Origin of the sequence: Melittangium boletus DSM 14713 (assembly GCF_002305855.1) — a bacterium.
In the GTDB taxonomy this organism is placed as follows: Bacteria; Myxococcota; Myxococcia; order Myxococcales; family Myxococcaceae; genus Cystobacter; species Cystobacter boletus.
In genome coordinates this window covers 193383-205930 of record NZ_CP022163.1, presented here as the reverse complement: position 1 = coordinate 205930, position 12548 = coordinate 193383, and the positions used below count along the sequence as shown (strand labels likewise).

At 69.7% G+C, this 12548-nt stretch carries 9 protein-coding genes; 7 read left to right on the top strand and 2 right to left on the bottom strand.

What is annotated here, in order from left to right:
• Window positions 1-7: 7 nt before the first annotated feature.
• On the bottom strand, window positions 8-1915 hold the full coding sequence (locus tag MEBOL_RS00910; RefSeq protein WP_095975648.1) for a GGDEF domain-containing protein: 1908 nt from the start codon (window positions 1913-1915) through the stop codon (window positions 8-10).
• Window positions 1916-2086: 171 nt separating this feature from the next.
• On the opposite strand from MEBOL_RS00910, the gene pgeF reads away from it, so the two are divergent.
• The 5 genes from pgeF (at window position 2087) to topA (ending at window position 8903) form a co-directional block, all read left to right on the top strand.
• A complete protein-coding gene (gene pgeF / locus MEBOL_RS00905; protein ID WP_095975647.1) occupies window positions 2087-2854 on the top strand; it encodes a peptidoglycan editing factor PgeF in 768 nt (255 codons plus the stop codon).
• A gap of 167 nt (window positions 2855-3021) precedes the next feature.
• Complete coding sequence (locus MEBOL_RS00900) at window positions 3022-3744, top strand: tetratricopeptide repeat protein (RefSeq protein ID WP_095975646.1); 723 nt, start codon at window positions 3022-3024, stop codon at window positions 3742-3744.
• Between the two features lie 24 nt (window positions 3745-3768).
• Entirely contained in the window at window positions 3769-4995 is a 1227-nt protein-coding gene (locus MEBOL_RS00895) for a LysM peptidoglycan-binding domain-containing protein (protein ID WP_095975645.1), read from the top strand.
• A gap of 159 nt (window positions 4996-5154) precedes the next feature.
• Complete coding sequence (locus MEBOL_RS00890; protein WP_095975644.1) at window positions 5155-6273, top strand: DNA-processing protein DprA; 1119 nt, start codon at window positions 5155-5157, stop codon at window positions 6271-6273.
• 8 nt (window positions 6274-6281) lie between these two features.
• Window positions 6282-8903: a type I DNA topoisomerase gene (topA, locus tag MEBOL_RS00885; RefSeq protein WP_095975643.1), complete on the top strand. Its 2622-nt coding sequence runs from the start codon at window positions 6282-6284 to the stop codon at window positions 8901-8903.
• Between the two features lie 49 nt (window positions 8904-8952).
• Here topA and MEBOL_RS00880 read toward each other — a convergent pair whose 3' ends face one another.
• A complete protein-coding gene (locus MEBOL_RS00880; RefSeq protein WP_095975642.1) occupies window positions 8953-9342 on the bottom strand; it encodes a TraR/DksA family transcriptional regulator in 390 nt (129 codons plus the stop codon).
• 251 nt (window positions 9343-9593) lie between these two features.
• Between MEBOL_RS00880 and trmFO the strand changes: the two genes are divergently transcribed.
• Both trmFO and MEBOL_RS00870 read left to right on the top strand, forming a co-directional pair.
• Window positions 9594-10940: a methylenetetrahydrofolate--tRNA-(uracil(54)-C(5))-methyltransferase (FADH(2)-oxidizing) TrmFO gene (trmFO, locus tag MEBOL_RS00875; RefSeq protein ID WP_095975641.1), complete on the top strand. Its 1347-nt coding sequence runs from the start codon at window positions 9594-9596 to the stop codon at window positions 10938-10940.
• A complete protein-coding gene (locus MEBOL_RS00870) occupies window positions 10937-12541 on the top strand; it encodes a gliding motility protein (RefSeq protein WP_095975640.1) in 1605 nt (534 codons plus the stop codon). The genes trmFO and MEBOL_RS00870 overlap by 4 nt, the downstream gene beginning before the upstream one ends.
• Window positions 12542-12548 lie beyond the last annotated feature (7 nt).

Below are 12548 nucleotides of genomic sequence, written 5' to 3'. Positions count from 1 at the left end.
GCCGCCGTCAGGCCTTGGCCACTTGGGCGGCGGACGGGTCGTGGGGCTTGGAGAGGCCCCGTTCCCGGTTGGGATGCACTTCCATGCCGGGCGCGTAGGAGGTGACGCGGTTGCGGCCGCCGCGCTTGCTCGCGTAGAGCGCGGCGTCGGCGCAATCCACCACGGTGTCCTGGGCGGGCGCGTCGGTGGGCAGGGTGGCCACGCCGATGGACACGGTGATGTGGCCTCCGGGCTGGGTGGGCGCGGCGAGCAGGGGTGACTCCGCCACGGCGCGCCGCAGCTTCTCGGCCACGTCGAACGCGTCCTCCTTGGACACATTGGACAGCACCAGCATGAATTCCTCGCCGCCGTAGCGCGCGAGCGTGTCCACCTTGCGCACGCGTCCGCGCAGGGTGTCGCACACGCGGCGCAGGGCTTCGTCGCCCGCGCGGTGGCCCTCGGCGTCGTTGAGCTTCTTGAAGTGATCGATGTCCACCATGAGGATGGACATGGGCGTGCCGAAGCGCTGCGAGCGCGCCACTTCCAGCTCCAACCGGGAGAAGAGGTGGCGGCGGTTGGGCACGCCGGTGAGCGGATCCGTCAGGGTGAGCCGCACCGCCTCGGTGTGGAGCAGGGCGTTCTTCACCGCCGTGGCGACCTGATCCGCCACCGCCGTGAGCAGCTCCAGCTCCTCGGGAGCGAAGCTGGCCACCTCGGGGCGCCGGAAGTTGAGCACCCCCAGGACCGAGTTCGTGTGCACCATGGGCACGCAGAGCATGGCGCCCTGGTCTGGCTCGGGCCGCAGCCCACGTTGGGTGAAGCCGCTCGAGGGCTCGGCCACGTCCGGCACGTACACGCCCCGCTGCGTCGCCGCCGCGCGCCCACAGCACCCCTCGCCCACCTGGAACGCCACTCCCTCCAGCTTCGGGTCCGCCGGGAAGGTGCTCTTGACCTCCAGTTGGCCATCGGCGTTGACGAGCATGATGGAGAAGTCGGGGATGTGCAGCCGCTCGGGCACCAGCTGGGTGATGCGCGTGAGCAGCTCGGACAGCTCGAGGGTGGAGTTGAGGGAGTGGGCCACGTCGAAGAGCAGGGCCAGGTCCGCCATGCGCTCCTCCAGCTCCTCCTTGGCGGACAGCTTCGACTTGGTGACTTGCAGGTCGCGGTGGGTGTCGATCTCCTCGACCTTCATGGAGGTGAGGCGCGCCAGCATGGCGTTGAAGGCCGAGCCGAGCCGGGCCAGTTCATCCGTGCCCCCGGCCTCCGCGCGCACCAGCAGGTCGCCCTCCTCGGCGCGCCGCATGGCGGCCGTGAGCCGGCGCAAGGGGCGCGTGAGGAAGAAGTGCAGTGAGACGCCGATGGCGAGGATGAGGATGATGCCCAGCACGAGCACCGCCACCAGCGCTCCGCCCAGGGCATCGGTCAGCTCGCGGTGCACCAGGGGCTCGGCCACGCGCAGGTGCAGCATGCCCACCGGTTTTTCCCCGGCGCCCGGGTGACAGCCCTCGCAGCTCGTGTCCCCGAGCGGTCGCAGCACCTCGGTCTGGTGCGCATCCGAACGGGCCCATTGCGGTCCGGGCTGGGTCAGCAGCGCCGCCGCCGGGTGCCGCTGGCCCACCTCCCGGGGCCGGGGCGACCAGCGGATGTGGCCGTCCGGTGACAGCACGTTCAGCTCGGCGGTGGAGTCGATCAACCGGGACGGGGCACCCAGCAGCGCGGCGACGGGCGAGTGGGGGGGAGCTCCCGCGGGGGTTGGCAGCCGGAAGGCCGCGCCGAGGAATTCCGCCAGGACCAGGGCCTCGTCGTGCGTGGCGTCCCGGGTCGCCAGCCGAGCTTCCCGCCAGAAGTGCCCCAGACCCAGCAGGGCCGCGAGCAACCCAGGCAAGGCAATGCTCCAGAGGAGCTTTCTGCCGACGGTGCGAGAACCGGATGCCATACGGATGGGGAGGGGGGCCCCGGCTCCGTGCCGTCATCCCCCCGCTGTGTGTTGGTGGATTGTCGGCGTGGCTGACGCACACTGTCAAACAGACTTCATTCTGGATTCTCGACTTGCGCGAAGGAGTTGTTGCGTGCCGCGCCACGAGACGTGCTCGGATGGGGGCTCGACATGATCGCTCCCGCGCCCTCCTTCCTGTGCTCCGCGCTCCTGCCCGTGCCTCACGGTTTCACGACCCGTGAGGGCGGCGTGTCCGAGGGGGTTCATGCCTCGCTCAACCTGGGCTTCGCCGTGGGCGACGCGCGCGAGCGGGTGGAGGAGAACCACCGGCGGCTGGCGGCCCGGGTGGGCGTGGAACTTGGCGCGCTGCACACGGTCAAGCAGGTGCACGGAGATCGGGTGCTGGAGGCGGAGGAGGGGGGGGGCGACAGCCTGCGGCCCACCGAGGGCGAGGCGGACGGCGTCTGGACGGAGCGGCCCGGGCACTGGGTGGGCGTGGGCACGGCGGACTGCGTGCCAGTGCTGCTGGTGGATCCCGACCGGCGGCGCGTGGCGGCGATCCATTCCGGGTGGAAGGGGACGGACGCGCGCATCGTGGCTCGGGCGGTGGAGGCCCTGGTGGCGAGGGGCTCTCGTGCCGATCGGCTCCTGGCGGCCGTGGGGCCGTGCATCCAGCGCTGCTGTTATGTCGTCTCCGAGGACCTGGGCGAGCGCTTCACCGCCCGGTTCGGGCCCGAGGTGATCCATCGCGAGGGCGCCGAGGTGCGGTTGAATCTCTCGCTCGCCGTGAGCCGCACGCTCCGGGACGCGGGACTGGTCGCGGAGCGGGTGGACGTCCTCCCCGAGTGCACGGCGTGTGACGCACACCGCTTCTTCTCACACCGGAGGGACGCGGGACGCACGGGCCGTCACTTGAACTTCGTGGTGAACCGGTTCTGATCCGCCTCCGGGGCCGATTTCTTGACGGTTTCCGGCGCTGCTTCCTATCCTTGGGGTGAATCCCCAGGCCGTTTCCGGAGCGCCGCGCCATTCGCCGACTGCTTGCCATCGCCCCCCTGTGCGCGCTGACCGCCTGCGCGACCACCGCTTCCGCCCCTTCGGCGGAGATGGTGGCGCTCCAGGCCGAGATGCGCGCCATGCGCGAGTCCCAGTCCCGCCTGGAGAAGCGGCTCGAGCGCATGGAGTTGCATGCGAGCGTCCGCCAGGCGCGCGCCTCCCAGGCCACCGCCGAGTCCACGACTTCCCCCGAGGCCCCTCCGGCGCCCGCGTTCACGACCCCCGAGTTGACGGTGGTCAAGCTCAAGCCCCGCGTCGAGCCCGCGCCCAGGCTGCCCGTGCAGGTGGCCGTCGTCGAGCCCTCGTCCGATGACATGGAGATGTTCATCAGCAACGGCTCCTCCGACGAGCCGGATGAGGCGGTGGACATCGGGCCCGCCAACTCGCCGGACAACGCCGTGCTGGAGGCCACCTTCGAACAGGCCATGGCGGCGCTGCGCACCGGCAACGTGGAGGGCGGGGTGAACAACCTGCTCGGCTTCGCGGAGAAGAATCCGCGCCATGCCCGCGCCGACAACGCGCTGTATTTCAGTGGCCTCGGGCAGATGGGGCTCAAGGACCACGCTTCCGCGGCCAAGACGTTCGAGCGGCTCATCGAGCGCTACCCGGCCGGTGACGCCGTGCTCGATGGGATGCTGCGGCTGGCCGAGTGCCGGCTGCGGCTCGACCAGAAAGACGACGCCCGGGCCCTCTATACCCGTATCCTCACCCAGTTTCCGGGCACGGCCGCCGCTACCCAGGCGGAGCAGCGGCTCGCGTCCCTCTCGCACTAAGCAGTCCGAAAGGAAGTCGTCCGAATGCGCTCGCGGATCCTCTCCTCGCTCCTCTTCGCCACCGTCCTCGCGCCGCCCGTCTGGGCCCAGAACGCGGACGACGCGCAGCAGGAACCCGAGACCACCGACGAGACCCAGGGCAGCGACGTCGTCGACGAGCCCTCGCGTCCCGCGCGCTCCGGCCAGCTCACGCTGCCCCCGGGTACCCAGGGCCGTGAGTCCGCTCCCGGCGAGCGGCACACCGTGGAGCGCGGCGACACGCTGTGGGATCTGTCCCAGCGCTACCTGGGCAGCCCGTGGTACTGGCCCAAGGTCTGGTCCTACAACCCCGAGATCGCCAATCCGCACTGGATCTACCCGGGCAACAACGTGCGCTTCTTCCCCGCGGGCGAGGAAGTGCCCTCGCGGGTGGAGGCGGGCACCGGTCCCGTGTCGAGCGGCAATTCGGACTCGGACTTCTCGGAGGTGGAGCCCGCGGTCGCCGGCGTCGAGGTGTCGGGTGACCTCAGCTACAAGCCCAAGGCCGCGCGCACGGTGACGACGCTGGCGTTCGTGACCACGCGCGAGCTGGACGAGGCGGGCCGCATCGAGGGCTCCTCCACCGGCGCGGAGATGTTGTCCTTCCCGGACGTCACCTACGTGCGCTTCAAGCGCAAGACGGACGCGAAGGTCGGTGAGAAGTACGTGGTGTTCCACACCGCCCAGCAGGTGATGCACCCGGTGACGGGCAAGCCGGTGGGCTACCTCACCGAGTTCGTGGGCACGGTGCGCGTGACGGCGCTGGGTGACAACTACGTCAAGGCCCAGGTCATGGACACGTGGGATCCCGTCACGCGCGGTGATCTGGTGGGCCCCTACGGCGACCGCATGTCCGAGGCGGTGGTGCCCCGCCGCAACGAGAAGGAAATCAAGGGCGTCGTCGTCACCTCGCTGGTGCCCTACCAGACGCTGACGGCCGAGCACTACTTCCTGGTGATCGACAAGGGCAGCGCGGATGGCGTCCAGCCGGGCAATGTCTTCACCATCACCCGCCAGGGCGATCCCGCCCGCGAGCGCGTGCTCAAGCTGGAGCTGCCCGGCACCAAGAAGAACCAGCCGGCGCCGTTCCCGACGGAGAACATCGCCCTGTGCCTCGTGACCGAGGTCAAGGACCGCGCCTCCAACTGCGTCCTCACGAAGTCCATCCAGGAAGTGGGCCCCGGCGACGAGGCCATCATGCGCCTGGAGTCGGCCCCCACCGCGCTGCGGTGAACATCCCTCCCGGGGACTCCAACCCCCGGGATCGGCCTCAAAGCGCCCTACCGGAGGGGACGTCCCGCTTGACCACCGACGGTCAGGTGTTTATGTGTGCCGGCCTCTTCCCGTCGGACCCATCTTCTATATAGGTGGCTCGGGGGAGGGGGTCGGGGCATGGTGGACGTCACGGCGGACAGATTCACGGCGGAGCAACGCGCGCTTCTCGCGCTCTGGACGGTTCCCGGCCTTGGGCCGAGGGCGCTGGAGCACTTGCGCGCGTATGCCCAGGGAGCGCTCGCTCGCCTGGTCGCCTGCCCGGTCCGGGACTGGGTGTCCGAGGCCCCACTGCCTCCTCCCGTCCGTCGCCGGCTCGCCGAGCTTTCCTCCCTGGAGTCCCTGGCGACACGGGTGCTGGAGCGTTGTGCCCGGGTGGGCATGGGGGTGGCCTTCGTGGGAGAGCGGGCCTACCCCGCGCTCCTGGCGGACACCGTGGACGCGCCTCCGCTCCTCTTCTACCGGGGACAGGTGGGGCCGCCGCGTCGACGGGTGGCCATGGTGGGCAGCCGGCAGCCGGATCAGGGATTCCTTCCCTTCGCGAGGACGTTCGCCCGTCAGGTGGCGGAAGGGGGCGTGGGGGTGGTGTCTGGCGCGGCCGCCGGGGTGGACCGGGCTTGTCATTGGGGCGCCATGGACGCGGGTGGCGAGACGTGGGCCTTCCTGGGTTCGGCGCTGGACGCCTTGGATCCCGCCCAGGCGAAGCTGCTGCCGCACTTCCTGGCCCGGGGTGGGGTGTTCTTCAGTGAGTTGCCGCCGGGCGTCCGGGCGAGCACGACGACTTTTCCTCGGCGCAACCGGCTCATCGCTGGCGCGTCCGACGCGGTCCTGGTCCTCCGCGCGGGGCTGGGCTCCGGCAGTCTCTATACGGCGGAGGCGGGGCGGGCGAGGGGCCGGCCCGTCCTGGCCTTGCCGGGTGACGTAGTGAACGAGGGGGCGGCGGGGTGCAACGCGCTCATCCGCGATGGCCACGCCCGGGCCTGCCTCTCCGTTCAAGAAGTCTGGCGCACCGTGGGAGTGGACCCCCAGCGGGCGGTGCCGCCAGGAGAGGGTTCATGGGAAGAACTCTCGGTGGAAGCGAGGGGGACCTACGAGGTGTTGAAGCGGGTTCCCAGGTCATTCGATGAGGTGCTGGTGGACAGCCAGTTGTCCCCCGCGGCGCTCTTGAGCGCCCTGGTGGAGCTGGAGCTGTCGGGATTCGTCATCCAGCACCCTGGCAGGTTGTTCGAGAGGGTTTGAGGAAAATCATGGCGACGCGCACGAAGAAGACCGCCACGGCGGGCGAGCAGGAGGTCGAGGAGACGGCGACCTCCGGGAAGGCAGCCAAGAAGCCGGCGGCGCGCAAGAAGACCACCGCCAAGAAGACCACCGCGAAGAAGGCGTCCGCGAAGAAGGCGGCCGCGAAGAAGACCGCCTCGCGGGGCAAGGGCAAGAAGGGCGAGCTGGCCACGGTGGAGGCCTCGGCGGAGGAAGAGGGCGACGAGGCTCCCTCCCGGCGGGGCAAGGGACCGCACTACCTCGTGGTCGTCGAGTCGCCCGCCAAGGCCAAGACGATCAAGAAGTACCTGGGCTCGGGCTACACGGTGAAGGCGTCCGTGGGCCACATCCTGGACCTGCCCAAGAGCAAGATGGGCGTGGACCTGGAGAAGGAGTTCGAGCCCCAGTACGAGGTCATCAAGGGCAAGGAGAAGGTGCTCGGCGAGCTCAAGAAGGCCGCCCAGGGCGTGGACAAGGTCTTCCTGGCCACCGACCCGGATCGCGAGGGCGAGGCCATCGCCTGGCACATCAACCAGCAGTTGCGGCACCCGGACTCCTACCGGGTGATGTTCAACGAGATCACCAAGCCGGCCATCCAGGAGGCCATCGCCAACCCGCGCCAGCTGAGCCAGGACAACTACGACTCCCAGCAGACGCGGCGCATCCTCGACCGGCTCGTGGGCTATCAGATTTCGCCCATCCTCTGGAAGAAGGTCCGCCGGGGCCTGTCCGCGGGCCGCGTGCAGTCGGTGGCCGTGCGCCTCATCTGCGAGCGCGAGAGCGAGATCAAGGCCTTCGTCCCCCAGGAGTACTGGACGCTGGACGCGCTGCTGGAAGGACCCTCGGGGCCTCCGCCCTTCAAGGCGAAGCTGTCCCGCGTGGACGGCAAGAAGGTGGACCTGAGGGACGCGGCCACCACCCGGGGCCTGGTGGAGGAGCTGAGGAACGCGTCCTTCACCGTGACCAAGGTGGACAAGCGCGAGCGGCGCCGCAACGCGCCCGCTCCCTTCATCACCTCCAAGCTGCAGCAGGAGGCGGCCAACCGCCTGCACTTCACCGCCAAGAAGACCATGGCGCTCGCCCAGCGGCTCTATGAAGGCGTGCTGCTCGGCGAGGAGGGCCAGACGGCGCTCATCACGTACATGCGTACGGACTCCACCCGTCTGTCGGATCAGGCGGTGGCGGGCGTGCGCGACTTCATCCTCCAGACGTACGGCCAGGACTACCTGCCGGAAGCGCCCGTGGTGTACCGCACCAAGAAGGGCGCCCAGGACGCGCACGAGGCCATCCGTCCCACCTCGCTCGAGTACCCGCCCGCCAAGGTCAAGGCCGCGTTCGACGCGATGAACGACGACATGGCCGCGGACATGTTCCGCCTCTACGAGCTCATCTGGAACCGCTTCGTGGCGTGCCAGACGAAGCCGGCCGTGTATGACCAGACGAGCGCGGACATCACCTCGGGCCGGGCCACCTTCCGCGCCTCGGGCTCCACGCTCAAGTTCCCCGGCTACCTGGCCGTCTACGGCGCCAGCCTCACCCCCGAGGAGGAGGCCGCCCAGGAGAAGGCGCGCGCCGCGGGCGACGAGACCGCCGACGACGGGGTGGGGGACCTGCCCGTGCTCAACGACGGCGACGCGCTCAGCCTGCAGAAGCTCGTTGACGAGCAGCACTTCACCCAGCCTCCGCCGCGCTTCTCCGAGGCCACCCTGGTCAAGGAGCTGGAGGAGCGGGGCATTGGCCGCCCGTCGACCTACGCCGCCATCCTCTCCACCATCCAGGACAAGAAGTACGCGGAGAAGATCGAGGGCCGCTTCCGTCCCACGGACCTCGGGCTCATCTGCAACGATCTGCTGGTCAAGCACTTCCCCCACGAGCTGGACGTGACGTTCACCGCCAGCATGGAGGAGAAGCTCGATCAGATCTCCGAGGGCGAGGCCAACTGGAAGACCGTGCTCAAGGACTTCTACGCGCCCTTCAAGGAGACGCTCGAGAAGGCCGAGACGGAGATGCGCGACGTCAAGCGCGAGGAAGTGAAGACCGATGTGGCCTGCGAGAAGTGCGGCAACATCATGGTGATCAAGTGGGGGAAGATGGGCCACTTCCTGGCCTGCTCGAACTACCCCGACTGCAAGAACACCAAGGACTTCAAGCGCGACGCGGAGGGCAAGATCGTCATCGTGGAGGAGGAGACCACGGACGAGCTCTGTGAGAACTGCGGCAAGAACATGGTGGTGAAGCGCGGCCGCTTCGGGAAGTTCCTCGCCTGTTCGGGCTACCCGGATTGCAAGACGTCCAAGCCCATCTCCATTGGCGTGACGTGCCCGGACTGCAAGCAGGGCTACCTCACCGAGCGCCGCAGCCGCTTCGGGAAGATCTTCTTCGGCTGCAACCGCTACCCGGACTGCAAGTTCGCCGCGTGGGACAGGCCGCTCGCCGAGGCCTGTCCGCAGTGCCAGTCGCCCTACCTGTTGCAGAAGTTCTCCAAGCGGGACGGCCCGTTCGTGGCCTGCCCCAACAAGGAGTGCGACTACCGCCGTCAGATCGAGGAGCCTGGGGCCGTCCCCGCGGCCAGTGGCACGAGCCCCTCGCCGGATGCCTCCTCGGCGGCGTGATGTTCAGCGCCAGGGGGAGCGTCTGGCTCCCCCTGGCTCCCGCCCTCGGCTAGAGGGTGGGGATGGACTGCTGGTGGCCCCCTCGCATGTCGAGCTCGTGGAGGCTCGCGTCCTCCTCGCAGCGGATGGCGAAGGGCAGGGCCTCCAGCCGCTCGATGGAGATGTCGCCGCCACAGTCCACGCACTCGCCGAACACGCCCATGTCCATGCGCCTGAGCGCCGCGTCGATGAGCATCACCTCGCGCCGTTGCGACTCCATCAGCGTGGACAGGGTGTAGTCCGCCAGCTCCGCCTGGGCCTGCTCCTCGTACTCGGGATCCCGCTCCTGGTCCTTGAGCGCGCTCAGCTCCCGGTGCGTCCCCTCGTTCGCGCTCAGGATGGCGCGGCGCCGCCGCTGCAGGAGATTGCGGATGTTCATCAGCTCGTCGGCTCGGGTCATGGCCTGTCGCTCCCGTTGGAAGGTTTAACTGCGGGTTCTTCGGTTTCGCGCGCGAATGAACTGGTCAAAGCTAGGAGTCATGAGGAGGTAGGGTAACTGCTGCTTCCCCTCCCACCCCGGGCATGGTTGGAGAGGAGGCGAGAGGGCGGGCGTTCCGCGCGGAAGGCGGGGACACGGCGGGGGGACGCCTGCTAACAGGGGCCCGGAGTCGATTGGGGCCGCGAGCCGCCCCGGAGAGAGGCAGGCAGGACGTGAAGTTTCAGCGGGTGACGGTGATTGGCGGGGGCCTCGCGGGCAGCGAGTGCGCCTGGCAACTGGCGAGGCGCGGAGTGCCGGTGACGCTGCGGGAGATGAAGCCCCAGCGCCGATCGCCCGCGCACAAGACGGACGCGTTCGCGGAGCTGGTGTGCTCCAACTCGTTGCGCTCGGACAACCCGGAGAGCGCCATCGGCCTGCTGCACGCGGAGTTGCGCGCGCTGTCCTCGGTGATCCTCGGCAGCGCGGACGCGCACCGGGTGCCGGCCGGTGACGCGCTGGCGGTGGAGCGGGATGCCTTCTCCGCGGCGGTGACGCGCGCGGTGCACGAGGCCCCGGGCGTGGAGGTGGTGGCGGGCGAGGTGGACGCGCTGCCCGAGGGCGTGGTGGTGGTGGCCACCGGGCCCCTCACCTCGGATGCGCTCACGAAGGAGCTCGAGCGCTACGTGGGCGAGAAGCTCTATTTCTACGACTCCATCGCCCCCATCGTGTCCGGGGACTCCATCGACATGAACATCGCCTTCCGGGCGAGCCGCTACGGCAAGGGCGGGGGCGATGACTACATCAACCTGCCGCTCAACGAGGCCGAGTACACGCGCTTCATCGCCGAGGTGAAGGCGGGCCAGAAGCTCGAGCCGCACGCTTTCGAGGAACCCCGCTACTTCGAAGGGTGTCTGCCCATCGAGGTCATGGTGGAGCGAGGCGATCAGACGCTGGCCTACGGGCCGATGAAGCCGGTGGGCCTGGTGGATCCCCGCACGGGCACCGAGTCCCACGCGGTGGTGCAGCTGCGCATGGAGGACAAGGCGGGCACGTCGTGGAACATGGTGGGCTTCCAGACGCGCCTGACGTGGGGTGAGCAGAAGCGCATCTTCACCACCTGCATTCCGGGCCTGGCCAACGCCGAGTTCCTGCGCATGGGGCAGATCCACCGCAACACCTTCATCGACTCGCCGCGGCTGCTCGGCGGGGACTTGTCGCTCAAGGCCGAGCCGCGGCTGTTCTTCGCGGGGCAGATCACCGGAGTGGAGGGGTACGTGGAGTCGGCGGCATGCGGCTACCTCACGGCGCTGGCGGTGTACGCGCGGCTGACGGGGACCGGGTTCGTGCCGCCGCCGGCCACCACGGCCCTGGGCGCGCTCTACCGCCACGTGACGGGCGAGGCGCACCCGCCGGACTACGACTACCAGCCCTCCAACATCATCTTCGGGTTGTTTCCGCCCCTGGAGGGACGCTTCAAGAAGGCGGACAAGCGGGTGAAGTACGCGGAGCGGGCGCGCGCGGACCTGGCCACGTGGTTGCCGAGCGTGCCCCCCGCCGACGAGCCCCGGAGGAGCGCATGAGCCGACGAATGTTGTGGACGGGAGCGCTGGTGGCGCTCGCCGTGGTGGGCTGCAAGCGGAGCGAGGAGGGCAAGGCGCGGGCAGCGGGCTCGGGCTCGCGGGCCGCGGCGGCCGTGGGCGGAGTGGGGGTGCTGCTCGCGGAGGGCGCGGCCGAGGATCTGCGGCTGTCGGCGGACGGGCGCTTCGCCTCGTACTTGAGGAAGACGCGCAAGCCGACGGTGGAGGGCATTCCGCCGCAGATGCGCCTGGGCGAGCTGTACGTGGTGCCGGTGGAAGGAGGCCTGGCCCGCAAGCTGGGGGATGGGGTGACGAACGTGCCCGGCGGGTTGCTCTTCACGCCGGACTCCAAGCACGTGCTGTTCCTCACCGGGTACAACCTGGCCAACCAGTCCGGGGTGTTGCACGCGCTCGCGTTGACGGAGCCCACGGCCGAGCCCCAGCGCATCGGCGAGGCGGTGACGTACTTCGTGCCGAGCCCGGACGGGACGCACTTGGCCTTCGTGGATGGGGGCGTGCTCAAGCTGGGGCCTCTGCCCACGGGACCCTTCCGGCAGGTGGGCGGCGAGGTGTCCACGGCGGGCTTCTCCCCGGACGGCAAGACGCTCTTCTTCAAGCGCAAGCTGGTGGCGGCGGGCAGCCTGCTGGCGGTGGCGGTGGAGGCCCCGGCGGGCGACAAGGCCGCCGAGCCGCGCGCGCTGGGTGACCAGGTGGGCGACTACGTGGTGTCCCCGGACTCCCACTTCGTGGCCTACCAGTCGCGCGGCAGCGCGAGCACGTATGACCTGTATGTCGCCGAGGCCCCGGAGTGGACGGGCAAGAAGGTGGCCACGGGGACGACGGCGTTCGCCTTCTCGCCGGACTCGAAGTGGCTGGCGCGCAACGATGGGGGCAAGCCCGAGCAGCTGGGCGACCTGGTCGTGGGACCGGCCTCGGGCATCCTCGGGCGCAAGGTGGGCGAGGGCGTGAAGGAGCTGGCCTTCTCGCCGGACTCCCAGGCGCTGGGCTTCCTGGCGAAGTACGACCAGCCCGCGGGCGCGGGGCTGATGGGCGTGGTGACGTTGCCCGACGGCGAGCCGAAGCTCGTGGGCAGCCGCGTGCCCAACTTCACCTGGGGCGCGGACGGCAAGCACGTGGCCTTCCTGTCGCGCTTCCTCAAGCCCGTCTACTCGGTGGACCTGATGCTCTACACCGTGGGCTCCGAGGAGAAGGCGCGCAAGGCGCAGGCGGGGGTGTTCGGCTATGGCTTCGCCCCGGAGAACGCGGCGCTCGTCTTCCGCGCGGGCTGCACGCGCGAGGGCCGCGCCTGTGACTTCAAGGCGCTGCCCCTGGCCCCGGCCCCCGAGGCCGCGCCGCTCACGTGGCTGCAGGGCATCTACAGCTACAAGATCTCCAAGGACGGAGGGCGCGTGCTGGCCACCTCGGCGCGCATGGACTCGGACGCCTTCGACGTGGCCGTCTATGACGTGAAGACGCAGGCCCGCAAGACGCTCGATCAGGGTGCCCAGCTGCCCGTGTACTTCGCCGGTCCGAACGACTCGCTCGCGGTGTACGTGCTCAAGGGCGCGAGCGCGGGCGTGTACGTGGCGCCCGCCCGGCTGTGACTCACCC

Coding starts and splice junctions, on each gene's coding strand:
- pgeF (WP_095975647.1), top strand. CDS start 2,087: ATGATCGCTCCCGCGCCCTCCTTCCTGTGCTCCGCGCTCCTGCCCGTG.
- MEBOL_RS00895 (WP_095975645.1), top strand. CDS start 3,769: ATGCGCTCGCGGATCCTCTCCTCGCTCCTCTTCGCCACCGTCCTCGCG.
- MEBOL_RS00870 (WP_095975640.1), top strand. CDS start 10,937: ATGAGCCGACGAATGTTGTGGACGGGAGCGCTGGTGGCGCTCGCCGTG.
- MEBOL_RS00890 (WP_095975644.1), top strand. CDS start 5,155: ATGGTGGACGTCACGGCGGACAGATTCACGGCGGAGCAACGCGCGCTT.
- topA (WP_095975643.1), top strand. CDS start 6,282: ATGGCGACGCGCACGAAGAAGACCGCCACGGCGGGCGAGCAGGAGGTC.
- MEBOL_RS00880 (WP_095975642.1), bottom strand. CDS start 9,342: ATGACCCGAGCCGACGAGCTGATGAACATCCGCAATCTCCTGCAGCGG.
- MEBOL_RS00910 (WP_095975648.1), bottom strand. CDS start 1,915: ATGGCATCCGGTTCTCGCACCGTCGGCAGAAAGCTCCTCTGGAGCATT.
- MEBOL_RS00900 (WP_095975646.1), top strand. CDS start 3,022: ATGGTGGCGCTCCAGGCCGAGATGCGCGCCATGCGCGAGTCCCAGTCC.